This window comes from Variovorax cryoconiti, from assembly GCF_051216395.1.
Classification (GTDB): Bacteria; Pseudomonadota; Gammaproteobacteria; order Burkholderiales; family Burkholderiaceae_C; genus Variovorax.
The window spans coordinates 139,922-154,472 of sequence record NZ_JBPJZI010000004.1 but is presented as its reverse complement, the minus strand read 5'-3'; the positions used below and the strand labels follow the sequence as shown (position 1 = coordinate 154,472).

16 protein-coding genes and 1 tRNA gene are annotated in these 14,551 nt (G+C 65.0%); 10 read left to right on the top strand and 7 right to left on the bottom strand.

Annotated features, from left to right (window positions below; all coding sequences use genetic code 11):
• Positions 1-25 precede the first annotated feature (25 nt).
• From secY to ACSFA2_RS12455, 8 genes are all read left to right on the top strand, one after another.
• Positions 26-1,336, top strand: coding sequence for a preprotein translocase subunit SecY (secY, locus tag ACSFA2_RS12490; RefSeq protein WP_286646969.1), 1,311 nt, complete (start codon positions 26-28; stop codon positions 1,334-1,336).
• A gap of 37 nt (positions 1,337-1,373) precedes the next feature.
• Positions 1,374-1,487 carry a 50S ribosomal protein L36 gene (gene rpmJ, locus ACSFA2_RS12485; protein WP_068641696.1) on the top strand — a complete coding sequence of 38 codons (114 nt, stop codon included), beginning with the start codon at positions 1,374-1,376 and terminating at the stop codon, positions 1,485-1,487.
• Between the two features lie 22 nt (positions 1,488-1,509).
• Complete coding sequence (rpsM, locus tag ACSFA2_RS12480; protein WP_013544105.1) at positions 1,510-1,875, top strand: 30S ribosomal protein S13; 366 nt, start codon at positions 1,510-1,512, stop codon at positions 1,873-1,875.
• Positions 1,876-1,888: 13 nt separating this feature from the next.
• Positions 1,889-2,293: a 30S ribosomal protein S11 gene (rpsK, locus tag ACSFA2_RS12475; RefSeq protein ID WP_009124825.1), complete on the top strand. Its 405-nt coding sequence runs from the start codon at positions 1,889-1,891 to the stop codon at positions 2,291-2,293.
• 129 nt (positions 2,294-2,422) lie between these two features.
• The gene (gene rpsD, locus ACSFA2_RS12470; protein ID WP_140840879.1) at positions 2,423-3,046 is read left to right on the top strand and encodes a 30S ribosomal protein S4; all 624 of its coding nucleotides are present in this window, start codon (positions 2,423-2,425) and stop codon (positions 3,044-3,046) included.
• A gap of 128 nt (positions 3,047-3,174) precedes the next feature.
• Positions 3,175-4,164, top strand: coding sequence for a DNA-directed RNA polymerase subunit alpha (locus ACSFA2_RS12465; protein ID WP_435455649.1), 990 nt, complete (start codon positions 3,175-3,177; stop codon positions 4,162-4,164).
• Between the two features lie 83 nt (positions 4,165-4,247).
• Positions 4,248-4,649: a 50S ribosomal protein L17 gene (rplQ, locus tag ACSFA2_RS12460; RefSeq protein WP_286646968.1), complete on the top strand. Its 402-nt coding sequence runs from the start codon at positions 4,248-4,250 to the stop codon at positions 4,647-4,649.
• A gap of 18 nt (positions 4,650-4,667) precedes the next feature.
• Positions 4,668-4,744, top strand: a tRNA-Met gene (locus tag ACSFA2_RS12455).
• A gap of 134 nt (positions 4,745-4,878) precedes the next feature.
• On the opposite strand, the gene ACSFA2_RS12450 is transcribed toward ACSFA2_RS12455, so the two are convergent.
• Genes ACSFA2_RS12450 through ACSFA2_RS12425 form a run of 6 tightly spaced genes read right to left on the bottom strand, consistent with a single transcriptional unit; the run spans position 4,879 to position 11,763 of the window.
• Positions 4,879-5,277: a RidA family protein gene (locus ACSFA2_RS12450; RefSeq protein WP_140840873.1), complete on the bottom strand. Its 399-nt coding sequence runs from the start codon at positions 5,275-5,277 to the stop codon at positions 4,879-4,881.
• Positions 5,274-6,884: an AMP-binding protein gene (locus ACSFA2_RS12445; RefSeq protein WP_435455648.1), complete on the bottom strand. Its 1,611-nt coding sequence runs from the start codon at positions 6,882-6,884 to the stop codon at positions 5,274-5,276. The genes ACSFA2_RS12450 and ACSFA2_RS12445 overlap by 4 nt, the downstream gene beginning before the upstream one ends.
• A 3-nt stretch (positions 6,885-6,887) precedes the next feature.
• Entirely contained in the window at positions 6,888-8,075 is a 1,188-nt protein-coding gene (locus ACSFA2_RS12440; protein ID WP_435455647.1) for an acyl-CoA dehydrogenase family protein, read from the bottom strand.
• Positions 8,076-8,077: 2 nt separating this feature from the next.
• On the bottom strand, positions 8,078-8,932 hold the full coding sequence (locus tag ACSFA2_RS12435) for an enoyl-CoA hydratase family protein (protein ID WP_435455646.1): 855 nt from the start codon (positions 8,930-8,932) through the stop codon (positions 8,078-8,080).
• The gene (locus ACSFA2_RS12430) at positions 8,929-9,411 is read right to left on the bottom strand and encodes a MarR family winged helix-turn-helix transcriptional regulator (RefSeq protein ID WP_435455645.1); all 483 of its coding nucleotides are present in this window, start codon (positions 9,409-9,411) and stop codon (positions 8,929-8,931) included. Before ACSFA2_RS12430 ends, ACSFA2_RS12435 begins: the two co-directional genes overlap by 4 nt.
• Positions 9,412-11,763 carry a bifunctional salicylyl-CoA 5-hydroxylase/oxidoreductase gene (locus tag ACSFA2_RS12425; protein ID WP_435455644.1) on the bottom strand — a complete coding sequence of 784 codons (2,352 nt, stop codon included), beginning with the start codon at positions 11,761-11,763 and terminating at the stop codon, positions 9,412-9,414.
• A gap of 99 nt (positions 11,764-11,862) precedes the next feature.
• On the opposite strand from ACSFA2_RS12425, the gene ACSFA2_RS12420 reads away from it, so the two are divergent.
• Positions 11,863-13,128: a class I SAM-dependent methyltransferase gene (locus ACSFA2_RS12420; RefSeq protein ID WP_435455643.1), complete on the top strand. Its 1,266-nt coding sequence runs from the start codon at positions 11,863-11,865 to the stop codon at positions 13,126-13,128.
• Positions 13,129-13,133: 5 nt separating this feature from the next.
• The gene (locus ACSFA2_RS12415; protein ID WP_435455642.1) at positions 13,134-13,460 is read left to right on the top strand and encodes a DUF1840 domain-containing protein; all 327 of its coding nucleotides are present in this window, start codon (positions 13,134-13,136) and stop codon (positions 13,458-13,460) included.
• A gap of 13 nt (positions 13,461-13,473) precedes the next feature.
• Here the strand turns inward: ACSFA2_RS12415 and ACSFA2_RS12410 are convergent, their stop codons facing one another.
• The gene (locus ACSFA2_RS12410) at positions 13,474-14,490 is read right to left on the bottom strand and encodes a Bug family tripartite tricarboxylate transporter substrate binding protein (protein ID WP_435455641.1); all 1,017 of its coding nucleotides are present in this window, start codon (positions 14,488-14,490) and stop codon (positions 13,474-13,476) included.
• Positions 14,491-14,551: the final 61 nt, after the last annotated feature.

The following is a 14,551-nucleotide window of genomic DNA, read 5'->3' as shown; positions in this document are numbered from 1 at the left end:
AAGACCGGACTGAAAGAAGATCCCCGTGGCAACTAACGCGGCAACGCTCGCAAAGACAGGCAAGTTCGGTGACCTCCGTCGCCGGCTGGTCTTCTTGCTGCTCGCGCTCGTGGTCTACCGGATCGGCGCGCACATCCCTGTGCCGGGCATCAACCCGGACCAGCTGGCGCAGTTGTTCCAGGGCCAGCAGGGCGGCATCCTGAGCCTGTTCAACATGTTCTCGGGCGGTGCGCTGTCGCGCTTCACCGTGTTCGCGCTGGGCATCATGCCGTACATCTCGGCGTCGATCATCATGCAGTTGATGACTTACGTGCTTCCGAGCTTCGAGCAATTGAAGAAGGAAGGCGAGTCGGGTCGTCGCAAGATCACGCAGTACACGCGTTATGGCGCGCTGGGTTTGGCGCTGTTCCAGTCCTTCAGCATCGCTGTCGCACTCGAATCGTCGGCCGGTCTGGTGATCACCCCGGGCTTCGGCTTCCGGATCACCGCCATGGTCAGCCTGACGGCGGGTTCGATGTTCCTGATGTGGCTCGGTGAGCAGATCACCGAACGCGGTCTGGGCAACGGCATCTCGATCCTGATCTTTGCGGGCATCGCGGCCGGTCTGCCAAACGCCATCGGTGGCCTGGCTTCGCTGGTGACCACCGGTGCCATGAACCCGGTCATCGCCTTGTTCATCATCGCGGTCGTGGTCCTGGTGACCTATTTCGTGGTGTTCGTCGAACGCGGTCAGCGCAAGATCCTCGTGAACTATGCGCGGCGCCAGGTGGGCAACAAGGTGTATGGCGGTCAGTCGTCGCATCTGCCGCTGAAGCTGAACATGGCTGGCGTGATTCCGCCGATCTTCGCATCGTCGATCATTCTGCTGCCGGCCACCGTGGTGGGCTGGTTCAGCACCGGTGACAGCATGCGCTGGATCAAGGACATTGCTGGCGCGCTCACACCGGGTCAGCCGATCTATGTGATGCTCTACGCGGCTGCGATCGTCTTCTTCTGCTTCTTCTACACGGCCCTCGTGTTCAACAGCAAGGAAACGGCCGACAACCTGAAGAAGAGCGGGGCGTTCATTCCGGGCATTCGTCCGGGTGACCAGACGGCGCGCTACATCGACAAGATCCTGGTTCGCCTGACGTTGGCCGGCGCGGTGTACATCACCTTCGTCTGCCTGCTGCCGGAGTTCCTGATCCTCAAATACAACGTGCCGTTCTATTTCGGCGGCACCTCCCTGTTGATCATCGTGGTCGTCACGATGGACTTCATGGCCCAAGTACAGAACTACATGATGTCGCAGCAATACGAATCGCTGCTCAAGAAGGCCAACTTCAAGACATCTTGAGCACTGCTGCAACACGAACACGTTTTAGGAGAGTCATATGAGAGTTTCGGCTTCGGTCAAGACCATCTGCCGCAATTGCAAGATCATCCGCCGCAAGGGTGTGGTGCGTGTGATCTGTTCCGACCCGCGCCATAAGCAGCGCCAGGGTTGATTGAGAGTATTAGAGGACGCACATGGCACGTATTGCTGGCATTAACATTCCGCCGCACAAGCACGCTGAGATCGGCCTGACCGCCATCTTCGGTATCGGTCGCACCCGCGCCCGTCAAATCTGCGAAGCGAGCGGCATCGAGTATTCGAAGAAGATCAAGGATCTGACCGACGCCGATCTCGAAAAGATCCGCGACCAGATCGCTCTCTTCACCATCGAAGGCGACCTGCGTCGCGAGACGACGATGAACATCAAGCGATTGATGGACATCGGCTGCTATCGCGGCTTCCGCCATCGCCGTGGCCTGCCGATGCGCGGCCAGCGCACGCGCACCAATGCCCGTACCCGCAAGGGTCCGCGCAAGGCCGCGCAGTCCCTGAAGAAATAAGGATTGAAACAGCATGGCTAAAGCTCCTGCCAATAACGCCGCACAGCGCGTTCGCAAGAAGGTTCGCAAGAACGTTGCGGACGGGATCGCTCACGTGCACGCCTCGTTCAACAACACGATCATCACGATCACGGACCGCCAGGGCAACGCCCTGTCGTGGGCCTCGTCGGGTGGCCAGGGCTTCAAGGGCTCGCGCAAGTCGACGCCTTTCGCTGCCCAGGTGGCGTCGGAAGTGGCCGGCCGTGCTGCTGTCGAACAAGGCATCAAGAACCTCGACGTCGAGATCAAGGGCCCCGGCCCGGGTCGTGAGTCGTCGGTGCGCGCCCTGGCGGCGCTCGGCATCCGGATCAATTCCATTGCCGACGTGACCCCGGTTCCGCACAACGGTTGCCGTCCGCAGAAACGTCGTCGGATCTAAGCTCCGACGCACCGCGCAGTCCGCTTCACGGCGGCTGCGCATTTTGTTTTCACAAGCCCACCGCCATCGGCACGCCGCTGATGGCTCCTGCAGATCACCGCTGCAGCAGATGACACAAAGGAAGATCACGTGGCACGCTACCTCGGCCCCAAGGCCAAACTCTCCCGCCGTGAAGGCACCGACCTGTTCCTCAAGAGCGCCCGTCGCTCGATCCAGGACAAGTCGAAGTTCGACTCCAAGCCCGGCCAACACGGTCGTACGTCGGGTCAGCGCACCTCTGACTTCGGCCTGCAACTGCGTGAAAAGCAGAAGGTCAAGCGCATGTACGGCGTGCTCGAGAAGCAATTCCGCCGCTACTTCGAGGAAGCCGATCGTCGCCGTGGCAACACCGGCGCCAACCTGCTGTTCATCCTCGAATCGCGCCTGGACAACGTGGTCTATCGCATGGGCTTCGGCTCGACCCGCGCCGAGGCACGCCAGCTCGTGTCGCACCGTGCCATCACGGTGAACGGTCAGTCGGTCAACATCGCGTCGTACCTGGTCAAGACCGGTGACGTGATCGCCGTGCGCGACAAGTCCAAGAAGCAGACCCGCATCGCCGAAGCGCTGCAGCTGGCTGCACAAGTCGGCATGCCGGCCTGGGTGGAAGTGAACGCCGACAAGGCCGAAGGCACCTTCAAGAAGGTTCCGGATCGCGACGAATTCGCCGCCGACATCAACGAATCGTTGATCGTCGAACTCTATTCGCGTTGATCCCTTGCTTGCGCCTGTTGGCGCGAGTTGTTTTTGTTGATCCCGTTCCTGGCGCGCTCTGCACGCGCGCCGGGCGCTTCACCAGCCTTACCGGTGTAACGAACCGGGGGTATTGAGAGGAAGTCTGCATGCAAACCACCCTGCTGAAACCCAAGACCATCCAGGTCGAGCAACTGGCCGCCAACAAGGCAAAGGTCACGCTCGAGCCTTTCGAGCGCGGCTACGGCCACACGCTCGGCAACGCGCTGCGTCGCGTGCTGCTGTCGTCGATGGTCGGTTATTCGGCTACCGAAGTGACGATCGCCGGCGTGCTCCACGAGTACTCGTCGATCGATGGCGTCCAGGAAGACGTCGTCAACATCCTGCTGAACCTCAAGGGCGTGGTGTTCAAGCTCCACAACCGCGATGAAGTCACGCTGAGCCTGCGCAAGGACGGCGAAGGCCCCGTGCTGGCCTCCGACATCCAGACGCCGCACGACGTCGAGATCATCAACCCTGACCACGTCATCGCCCATCTGTCGCAAGGCGGCAAGCTGGACATGCAGATCAAGGTCGAGAAGGGTCGTGGCTACGTGCCCGGCACGATGCGTCGTTATGCGGACGAACCGACCAAGTCGATCGGCCGCATCGTTCTCGATGCGTCGTTCTCGCCCGTCAAGCGCGTGAGCTACATCGTCGAGAGCGCGCGCGTCGAGCAGCGTACCGACCTGGACAAGCTGCTCATCGAGATCGAGACCAACGGCGCCATCACTGCCGAAGACGCGGTCCGTGCCTCGGCCAAGATCCTGGTGGAACAGCTCGCCGTGTTCGCACAGCTCGAAGGTGGCGAACTCGCCGCGTTCGATGCACCGGCACCGCGCAGCGCACAGCAGTTCGATCCGATCCTGCTGCGCCCGGTCGACGAGCTCGAACTCACGGTTCGTTCGGCGAACTGCCTGAAGGCCGAGAACATCTACTACATCGGTGACCTGATCCAGCGCACCGAGAACGAGCTGCTCAAGACCCCCAACCTGGGTCGCAAGTCGCTCAACGAAATCAAGGAAGTCCTCGCATCGCGCGGCCTCACCTTGGGCATGAAGCTCGAAAGCTGGCCGCCGGCCGGTCTCGACAAGCGTTAATCGAAGTCAATCCGAAGCGTTCATTCGCGAAGGGCAGTACCTGACACGGCTGCCTTTATTAAAAACCTCAAAGGAACATCACCATGCGTCACGGTCACGGCCTCCGCAAACTCAACCGCACCAGCTCGCACCGGCTCGCGATGCTGCAGAACATGATGAACTCGCTCATCGAGCACGAAGTCATCAAGACCACGGTCCCCAAGGCCAAGGAACTGCGCCGCGTCATCGAACCGATGATCACGCTGGCCAAGAAGCCCACGCTCGCCAACAAGCGTCTGGCCTTCGACCGCCTGCGTAGCCGCGACAGCGTCGTCAAGCTCTTCGCCGAACTCGGCCCGCGTTACAACACGCGTCCGGGCGGCTACACGCGTATCCTGAAGATGGGCTTCCGCGTGGGCGACAATGCTCCGATGGCGCTCGTCGAACTGGTCGACCGTCCCGAAGTAAAAGAAGTGGCTGCCGATGAGCAGACCGCTTCAGAATAAGCTATAATTCCATCTTGCCGCGCGATGGAGCAGCCTGGTAGCTCGTTGGGCTCATAACCCAAAGGTCGCAAGTTCAAATCTTGCTCGCGCAACCAAATTGAAAGGCCCTGTTTTTGAACAGGGCCTTTTTGTTGTTGGCGACGAATATCGCCAAAAAATATTGGCCTGCGCAACGGCAAAAGGCCAAAGAAAAGGGGCCGAGGCCCCTTTTCTGTCGACGTTGTTCGGCTCAGTCCGGCAGCACCGCCGTGACTTCGATCTCGACCTTGGCACGCGCCTCCACCAGCGCTGCCACCTGAACGCAGGTCATGGCCGGGAAATTCCTGCCCATTGCATCGCGGTAGACCGGTCCCAACTCGCTCAGACGTGCGTTGTACTCGTCGCGGTCGGTGATGTACCAGGTCATGCGCACCATGTGCTCCGGCCCGGCACCGGCCTCGCGCAGCACTTCGGCGATGTTGCGCAACGCCTGCCCGCACTGGGCGATGAAGTCGTCGGTCTCGAACTGCTGTTGGCCGTTCCAGCCGATCTGGCCGCCCACGAAGATCTGCGTGCCGCGCGCGGCGATGCCGTTGGCATAGCCCTTGGGCGGCAACCAGCCGGCGGGTTGAAGAAGCTTGTTCATCATGGTGTCTGTCTCAGTTTGAAGCGCTGGAGCTTGCCGGTCTCGGTGCGGGGCAGCACGTCGACGAATTCGATCTCGCGCGGGTATTTGTAAGGGGCGATGGTGGCCTTGACGTGGTCCTGCAGCGCCTTGCACAGGGCCGCGTCGCCGGTGTGGCCGGGCTTGAGCACGCAGTAGGCCTTGACGATCATGCCGCGGTCGTCGTCGGGTTTGCCGATCACGCCGCATTCGGCCACGGCCGGGTGCTGCAGCAGCGCGTCCTCGACCTCCGGGCCGCCGACGTTGTAGCCGGCGGTGATGATCATGTCGTCGGCGCGTGACTGGTAGAAGAAGTAGCCGTCGTCGTCCTGGCTGAAGGCATCGCCGGGGTAGTTCCAGCCGTTCTTCACGTAGGCGGTCTGGCGCGTGTCGTCGAAGTAGCGGCAGCCCACCGGGCCCTGGATCGCCAGCTTGCCGACGGTGCCGCGCGGCACCTCGTTGCCGTCGTCGTCGACCACCTTCGCGACGAAGCCCGGCACGGCTTTGCCGATGGCGCCGCGCTTGACCTCATGGCCGGCGGCCGAGATGTAGATGTGGAACACCTCGGTGCCGCCGATGCCGTCGAGCATCTCGATGCCGGTCGCGTCCTTCCACAACTGGCGCGTGGCGTCAGGCAGCGCCTCGCCTGCGCTCACGGTGATGCGCAGTGTCGGTACGCCATGCTGCTTCGCGAAGGGCGCCATCTGTCGGTAGAAAGTGGGCGCGGTGTAGACGATGGTCGCGCCGGTCTCGTTGATCAGCTTGACCATGCCTTCCGGCGTGTACGGGATGTCGGGGTAGTAGATCGACGAGCCGGCCCACATCGGGTAGACCAGCAGGCCGCCAAGACCGAAGGTGAAGGCGAGCGGCGGCGAGCCCATCACGATGTCGTCGCTGGTCGCCTTCAGGATGTGGCGCGGCCAGGTCTCGCACATCGCGAGCACGTCGCGGTGCGTCGTGGCCGGCGCCTTGGGCTTGCCGGTGGTGCCCGAGGTGAAGGCGAGCAGCGCGATGTCGTCCGCGGCAGTGGGGCACGCGGCGAAGACGTCGCTTTTTTTTGCAGCCAGCGCCTCGAGTGCATCGGGTGCGTCGGACTTGAATGCGAGCACCTTTCGGAGCACCGGGTTCGCCTGCTGCGAGATCAGCATTTCATCGATGAGCTTGGCTTCGCACAACGCGACCGCCGGCTTCGCCTTGTCGATGATGTCGCCCAGTTCGCGCGCACGCAGCAGCGGCATCGTCGCCACGGCAATGAGGCCGGCCTTCACCACCGCCAGCCACGCCAGCGCCATCGGGATCGAGTTGCCACCGCGCAGGAGCACGCGGTTGCCCGGCACCAGGCCGAGGTCGTCCGTCAGCACCTGTGCCATGCGGTTCACTTCCACCGCGGCCTGCGCATAGGTGAGCGTGCGCGTGGGTGAGCGCAGCATCGGCTTGTCGGCGAAGCCCTTCGCCGCGGCCTTGTCGAGCAGCTCCTCGACCAGGTTCAGCTGGTCGGGCAACTGCAGCTCGGGCAGGTCGTAGCGGAAGACCGGCAACAGCTCCGGGGGTGGAAGTCCGTCGTGGACGAAACGGTCGATTTGTGCGCTCAAGGTCTACTCCCGCAGGACGGATTTGCCGATGATCAATTGCTGGACTTCCGTGGCGCCTTCGTAGATGCGAAGCGCGCGGATGTCGCGGTAGAGACTCTCAACTTTCGTGCCCACTTGCACGCCGCTGCCGCCGTGCATCTGCAACGCCATGTCGATCACGCGCTGCGCGTTTTCGGTGGCGCACATCTTGGCCATCGCCGCGGCTGCGGTGTAGTCGCCGAAGGGCCGGCCGGTGCGTTCGCCTTCGTCACGCATCCATGCCGCGCGATAGGTCAGCAAGGCGGCGCTGTCGATGAGTGCGGCCATGTCGCCGAGCTTCGCCTGCGTGAGCTGGAAGTCGGCCAAGGTGTGGCCGAACATGCGACGCGACTTCGCGTGTGTGATGGCTTCGCTCAATGCGCGCCGTGCCATGCCGAGTGCGGCCGCCGCCACCGATGCACGAAAGATGTCGAGCGTGCGCATCGCGAGCTTGAAGCCGCCGTTCAGTTCGCCCAGCTGTGCACCGTGTGGCACCTCGCAGGCACCAAAGCGCAGCGTCGCGAGCGGATGCGGTGCCATCACCTGGATGTGCTCGCTCGCATCGAGACCCTGGGCATTGGCGTCGACGATGAAGGCCGTGATGCCGCGCGTGCCCGCATCGGCGTCGGTCTTCGCGAACACGCAGTAGAAGTCGGCGATGCCGCCGTTGCTGATCCACGTCTTCGCACCGTCGAACCGCCAGCCCGTGCCGGTGTCGACGGCCTGCATCGCCATCGCGCCGACGTCGGAGCCGGCGTCGGGTTCGCTCAGTGCGAAGGCGGCGATCTTGTCGCCGCGCGCCACCGCACTCAGGTATTCGGCTTGTTGCGACGCACTGCCTGCCAGCGTGATCGCACCGCTGCCCAGGCCCTGCATCGCGAAGGCGAAGTCGGCCAGTGGCGAGTGGAAGGCGAGGGTCTCGCGCAGCAGCACGAGCGCGCGCGAGTCCAGGCGTTCGAGCGCACCGCCGAACGCGGCGGGCACGCAGTAGCGCAGCCAGCCGCCGTCGCCGAGGCGTTTGACCCAGTCGCGGCAGGCGGCGCGGTCGTCGCGTTCATCCACGTTCTGCGATGCGGCCCACGGCAGCAGGCCGCGCGCGAGTTCGCGGTGCGTGTCGTCGAAGAAGGGCAGCGCGAGATGCGCCGTCGAAGGGTCGACCTTGGAGGCTGACATGTTCAGTCCCCGCCGAAGACCGGCTTCTGCTTGGCCGCGAAGGCCTCGTAGGCGCGCGTGAAGTCGGCCGTCTGCATGCAGATCGCCTGGGCCTGCGCCTCGGCTTCGATCGCCTGCTCGATGGTCATCGACCATTCCTGCGACAGCATCGTCTTGGTCATGCCGTGCGCGAAGGTCGGGCCGGCCGCGAGCTCGCGTGCCATCTTCGTCGCCGCGCCGAGCACCGCGTCGCTGTCGTGCAATGCATTGAAGAAGCCCCAGGCCAGACCTTCGTCCGCCGTCATCGCGCGGCCACTGAAAAGCAGCTCCGATGCGCGGCCCTGGCCGATCATGCGCGGCAGCAGGGCGCAGGCACCCATGTCCGCACCGGCCAGGCCGACGCGCGTGAACAGGAAGGCGGTGCGCGCGGCCGGCGTGCCGTAGCGGATGTCGCAGGCCAGCGCGATCATCGCGCCGGCACCAGCGCAGATGCCATCGATCGCGCCGATGATCGGTTGCGGGCACTGACGGATCGCCTTCACCAGGTCGCCGGTCATGCGGGTGAACTCCAGCATCTCCGGCATGCTCATCTTCGTGAGCGGGCCGATGATCTCGTGCACGTCGCCGCCCGAGCAGAAGTTGCCGCCGGCGCCGGTGACGACCACCGCCTTCACGTCGGTTGCGAAGTGCAGGGCACGGAACAGGTCGCGCAGTTCGGCGTACGACTGGAAGGTCAGCGGGTTCTTGCGCTCGGGCCGGTTGAGCGTGACGGTGCCCACGCCGTCTTCGTACGACCACTGGAAGTGCGTGGCCGTGTAGCCGGCCTTCGCCTCGAATTGCCCATGCATGGGATTGCCCGCGCCGATGTAATGCTTCATGCCGTCTCCGTCGTTGTCGTGAAGGGGGTGGTGTGCTGCTTGACCTTGCCGAGCAGCTTGTGAAGCTGCGAGATCTCCTTGGCGTTGAGCCCGGCGAAGGCCTCGACGATCCAGGCCTCGTGCTGCTGCGCCATCTCATGGAAGAGCTTGCGGCCGCGCACGGTGAGGCGAACGCGCCAGGCGCGCCGGTCACCTTCGACATTGACGCGCTCGACCAGTTCTTCGGCCACCAGCTGGTCGGTGATGCCGGTCACGTTGCCGCCGGTCACCATCATGCGGCGCGACAGCTCGTTCATCTTCAGGCCTTCGGGCGAGCGCTCGAGCTGCGCCATCAGGTCGAAGCGCGGCAGCGTGGTCGCGAACTGCTCGCGCAGGCCGTTGCGCACTTCCTTCTCGATGAGCTGCGTGCAGGTGAGCAGCCGCAGCCACAGCCGCAACTCATCGGGGTGTTCGCTGTGGGCGCGGGCTTCGAGGTCCATTCAGCGCTCCTCTTCGTTCGCGACGTTCACCGGCACCGCCGCCATCGCCTGCTGCTTGGCGATCTCGCGGTACATCTGGTCGCGGCCTGCCGTGTATTGCTTGGGCCAGTCGACGTAGCGGCTCTGCAGCTTGGCGGCTTCGTGCAGCGTCCAGGCCGGGTCGGCCAGGTGCGGACGGGCCACGGCGCACAGGTCGGCTCGGCCGGCCGCGATGATGCTGTTGGCCTGGTCGGCGTCGGTGATCGCACCGACGGCGATGGTCGCGATGCCCACCTCGTTGCGGATGCGGTCGGCGAAGGGCGTCTGGTACATGCGGCCGTAGATCGGCTTGGCGTCGCGCGTGGTCTGGCCGGACGACACGTCGATGAAGTCGCAACCCGCGGCCTTGAACAGGCGCGCGATCGCGACCGCGTCGTCGTCGGTGTTGCCGCCGGGTGCCCAGTCGTGTGCCGAGATGCGCACGCTCATCGGGCGCTCTTGCGGCCAGGCGGCGCGCATGGCCGCGAACACTTCGAGCGGGTAGCGCGCGCGGGCCGCGATGTCGCCGCCGTACTCGTCGGTGCGCTGGTTGGTGAGCGCGCTGAGGAAGGACGCGAGCACGTAGCCGTGCGCGCAGTGCAACTCGAGCCAGTCGAAGCCCGCGTCGGCGGAGCGCTTCGTCGACGCCACGAACTGGTCGCGCAGCCGTTCCATGTCGGCACGCGTCATCGCGGCCGGTGTCTGGTTCTGCGCGCCATAGGCCAGGGCGCTCGCGGCCATCAGCGGCCAGTTGCCGGTGGGCAGCGGCTCGTCGGTGCCTTCCCAGCCGACCTGCGTCGAACCCTTGGGGCCGCTGTGACCCAGCTGCATGCCGATCTTCGCGCTGCTCTGCGTGTGCACGAAGTCCACGATGCGCTTGAAGGCCATCCCTTGCTCGTCGGTGTACAGGCCGGGGCATGCCGGCGTGATGCGGCCTTCGGGCGTGGGGCTGGTCATCTCGACGAAGACCAGTGCGGCGCCGCCCATGGCGCGTGCGCCCAGGTGCACCAGGTGAAAGTCCTGCGGCACGCCGTCGACCGCGCTGTAGGTCGCCATCGGCGAGACCAGGATGCGGTTCTTGAGCGCGAGCCCGCGCACCTTGAACGGCGTGAGCATCGGCGGGATCTGCTTACCGCCGGCCAGCCACTTCTCGTAGCCGCCCAGCCATTTCGCATCGCGCAGCCGCAGGTTCTCGTGGCTGATGCGCTGGCTGCGCGTGAGCATCGAATAGGCGAACTGCTCGATCTGCATGCCGGTGTAGCGCGAGACGTTCTCGAACCACTCGGTCGAATTGCGCGCGGCGTTCTGAATCTTCAGCACCTCGACGCTGCGGCGCGCCTCGTAGCCGGTCAGCACCTCGTCGATGCTGCCGCCGTGGCCGAACTCGTCGGCCAGGTCGATCGCGTCTTCGAGCGCCAGCTTGGTGCCCGAGCCGATCGAGAAGTGCGCGGTGTGGGCCGCGTCGCCCATCAGCACCACCGGGACGGTCTTGCCCGCGATGTCGACGCGGTGCGTCCAGTGCTTGCAGATCACGCGCGGGAAGCGGATCCAGTTGGCCGAGCCGCGCAGGTGCGACGCATTGCTGATGAGCGAATGGCCACCCAGGTACTGGGCGAACAGCTTCTCGCAGAAAGCGACCGCTTCGGGCTGCTCCATCTGGTCGAGGCCGTGGGCCTTCCAGACTTCTTCCGGCGTCTCGATGATGAAGGTCGAGGTCGTGTCGTCGAACTGATAGGCGTGCGCCTGGAACCAGCCGTGCTCGGTTTCTTCGAAGGCGAAGGTGAAGGCGTCGAAGGTCTGGTGCGTGCCGAGCCAGACGAAGCGGCATTTGCGCAGGTCGATGTCGGGCTGGTAGACCTCGGCGTAGCGCGTGCGGATGCGGCTGTTGAGGCCGTCGCTGGCGATCACCAGGTCGGCCTGGTACTGCGCGGCCAGGGCCTGGTCGTCGGTAGCGTCGGTTTCGAACACCAGGTTCACGCCCAGTTCGAGGCAACGCTCCTGCAGGATGTTCAGCAGGCGCTTGCGACCGATGCCGCAGAAGCCGTGGCCGCCGGAGCGTACCTGCCCGCCCTTGAAGAAGACCTGGATATCGTCCCAATGGTGGAAAGACTCGCCGATCATCCGGGCCGTGCCGGCTTCGGCCACCTGGAGGTTGGCCAGCGTCTGGTCGCTCAGCACCACGCCCCAGCCGAAGGTGTCGAACGGGCGGTTGCGCTCGACCACGGTGATCTCGAGCTGCGGGTGCCGCGCCTTCATCAGCAGGGCGAAATACAACCCCGCGGGGCCGCCACCGATACAGAGGATGCGCTGGAGTCCAGGTGCGAGGATGTTCATGAATAAATAGTTTAGACATAAACATTCTGGTGTCAATGGGTACAGGGTCATCCGGCTGGCCGGTTGACGGGCGTCACGGTGGTGGGAAAAATCATCGACATGGCCAGCCTGATACCCAAAATCGAATCGCAACTGGCGTCGCTGCCGGTTCCCATCGCGCTTCAGCTGCCTGACGGCAGGACCGTGTCGCAGCCCGGCTCCCGGGTGACGCTGGCCTTCACCGACTGGACCTCGCTCGCCAAGCTGGCCGCGCGACAGGTCGGGGCGATCGGCGAGGCCTACGTCGAGGGGCGGGTGCAGATCGAAGGCGCCATGCGCGACCTGACCGATGCCGCCGCCGGCCTCCTGCCCGGCAACCCGGTCGAGACGGACACCAGCTGGTGGTCGCGCATGATGCGCCGGGCCAAGTCCCGCGGTTCGCACACGCTGGGCAAGGACGCCGCGCAGATCGAGTTCCACTACGACGTCTCCGACGATTTCTATGCGCTCTGGCTCGATGCGCGGCGCGTGTACTCCTGCGCCTACTACCGCACGCCCGATCTGACGCTGGCGCAGGCCCAGGAGGCCAAGCTCGACCACATCTGCCGCAAGCTCATGCTTGCGCCCGGCGAGCGCTTCCTCGACATCGGCTCCGGCTGGGGCGGCCTGCTGCTGTGGGCGGCCGAGCAATACGGCGTGGACGCCACCGGCATCACGCTGTCGAAGAACCAGCATGCGCACGTCACGCGGCTCATCGAGGACAAGGGCCTGCAGGGGCGGGTGCGGGTCGAGCTGCGCGACTACCGTGCGCTCGACCCGGCGCAGCCTTTCGACAAGATCTCGTCGATCGGGATGTTCGAGCACGTCGGCCGCACCAACATGCCGACCTACTTCCAGCAGATCTACGGGCTGCTGGCCCCCGGCGGCCTGGTCATGAATCATGGCATCACCTCCGGTCGGCTCGACTACCAGCAACTGGGCGCCGGCATGGGCGACTTCATCGAAAAGTACATCTTCCCGGGCGGCGAGTTGCTGCACGTGACCCATGTGCTGCGCGACATGGCCGGCGCCGGGCTGGAGATGGTCGACACCGAGAACCTGCGGCCGCACTACGCGCGCACGCTCTGGGCCTGGTCCGACGCGCTGGAAGCGCAGCTCGACGAGGCCCGCGCCGTGCTCCGCCGCACCAGCGGCGACGACGCGCGTGCCGAGCGCATCCTGCGCGCCTACCGGCTGTACCTGGCCGGCTCGGCGATGAGTTTCGAGCGGGGGTGGATCTCGCTGCACCAGATGCTGGCCACGCGACCGGATGGCGATGTGGTCAAGGGACCGATGCGCGGTGCGCAATCGGTGTACCCTTTCGCCCGAGACTTCATCTACAAGTAAACAACATGCTCTACCGCTTCAAATCGCAGGCCACCGCCGATGTCGTGATGCTCGAACCCAACGCGCGCCAGTTGCTGGACATCATCGGCAAGGCGCCGGGTGCCCAAGGCATCATCACCAGCGAGCAGATCCCCGCAGCACTCTCGGCCCTCGCCGCCGCGGTCGGCCGCGAGCACGAACAGCACCGCCACAACGGCGATGCGTTCGCTGCCGAGAACCATGAAGAGACCGCCGAGCGCGAGCATGTCGCGCTGCATCAGCGGGCCGCCCCGCTGATCGACATGCTCAAGCGCTCCGCCGCCGAAGGCAAGGACGTCGTCTGGGGCGTCTAGCCCCAGTCCGCGCTCAGTCCACTTTCGCGCCGGAGTCCTTCACCACCTTCGCCCACTTCGCGTGCTCGCGCTCGATGTGCTTGGCGAACTCGGCGGGTGAGTTCCCGCTGGGGATGGCGCCCTGCGCCAGCAGCTTTTCCTGCATCGCCGGGGTGCCGAGCGACTTGGCCACTTCCTGCTGGATGCGGTTCACGATCTCGGGCGGGGTGCCGGCCGGCGCCAGCAGGCCGAACCATGAGCTGGCCTCGAAGCCCTTGAGCTGAGGGCCGCCGGCTTCTTCCACCGTCGGCACGTTGGGCAGGGCAGGCGATCGCTTCGAACTGGTCACGGCCAGCGCCACCAGCTTGCCGCCCTTGATCTGCTGCATCGACGACGGCAGGTTGTCGAACATCACGTCGGCGTTGCCGCCGACCATGTCCATCAGGGCAGGGCCCGAGCCCTTGTACGGGATGTGCGTCATGAAGCTGCCCGTCATGCTCTTGAACAGTTCGCCGGCCAGGTGGATCGAGGTGCCGCTGCCGCTCGACGCCATGTTCAGCTTGCCCGGGTTGGCCTTGGCGTACTTGATGAAGTCCTGCACATTGTGGATGTTCAGTTCCTTCGCCTTCTCGGTGTTCATCTCCATCACGTTCGGCACGGCGGCCACCAGCGTGATCGGCACGAAGTCCTTGATCGGGTCGAAGGGCAGCTTGGGGTACAGCGCGCGGTTGATGCCGTGCGTGCCCACGGTGCCCATCAGCAGCGTGTAGCCGTCGTTCGGCGACTTGGCGACGATGTCGCTGCCCACGTTGCCGCCGGCGCCCGCGCGGTTGTCGACGATGAACTGCTGACCGAGCGCCTTCGAGAGTTCGGGCGCCATCGCGCGCGCGAGGATGTCGGTGGTGCCGCCGGCCGCGAAAGGCACGACGATGCGCACCGGCTTGTTGGGCCAGGCGCCCTGCGCCCAGGTCGGCGCGGACAGCAGGAGAAGGGCGCCGGCCGCCGTAGCGGAAAGGACGGCGCGGCGGGAGCGACGGGTGGAAAAGTTCATCCCGGGGTTGTACCGCGAACACCGGCGCGGTGTCGCAGGTAAAACCCCCGTTCAGAAAAGC

Bases quoted from the DNA above. Each gene is read 5' to 3' on its own strand.
- rpmJ (WP_068641696.1), top strand. From the start codon at position 1,374: ATGAGAGTTTCGGCTTCGGTCAAGACCATCTGCCGCAATTGCAAGATC.
- rpsM (WP_013544105.1), top strand. From the start codon at position 1,510: ATGGCACGTATTGCTGGCATTAACATTCCGCCGCACAAGCACGCTGAG.
- rpsK (WP_009124825.1), top strand. From the start codon at position 1,889: ATGGCTAAAGCTCCTGCCAATAACGCCGCACAGCGCGTTCGCAAGAAG.
- ACSFA2_RS12465 (WP_435455649.1), top strand. From the start codon at position 3,175: ATGCAAACCACCCTGCTGAAACCCAAGACCATCCAGGTCGAGCAACTG.
- rplQ (WP_286646968.1), top strand. From the start codon at position 4,248: ATGCGTCACGGTCACGGCCTCCGCAAACTCAACCGCACCAGCTCGCAC.
- ACSFA2_RS12450 (WP_140840873.1), bottom strand. From the start codon at position 5,277: ATGATGAACAAGCTTCTTCAACCCGCCGGCTGGTTGCCGCCCAAGGGC.
- ACSFA2_RS12440 (WP_435455647.1), bottom strand. From the start codon at position 8,075: ATGTCAGCCTCCAAGGTCGACCCTTCGACGGCGCATCTCGCGCTGCCC.
- ACSFA2_RS12435 (WP_435455646.1), bottom strand. From the start codon at position 8,932: ATGAAGCATTACATCGGCGCGGGCAATCCCATGCATGGGCAATTCGAG.
- ACSFA2_RS12430 (WP_435455645.1), bottom strand. From the start codon at position 9,411: ATGGACCTCGAAGCCCGCGCCCACAGCGAACACCCCGATGAGTTGCGG.
- ACSFA2_RS12425 (WP_435455644.1), bottom strand. From the start codon at position 11,763: ATGAACATCCTCGCACCTGGACTCCAGCGCATCCTCTGTATCGGTGGC.
- ACSFA2_RS12420 (WP_435455643.1), top strand. From the start codon at position 11,863: ATGGCCAGCCTGATACCCAAAATCGAATCGCAACTGGCGTCGCTGCCG.
- ACSFA2_RS12415 (WP_435455642.1), top strand. From the start codon at position 13,134: ATGCTCTACCGCTTCAAATCGCAGGCCACCGCCGATGTCGTGATGCTC.
- ACSFA2_RS12410 (WP_435455641.1), bottom strand. From the start codon at position 14,490: ATGAACTTTTCCACCCGTCGCTCCCGCCGCGCCGTCCTTTCCGCTACG.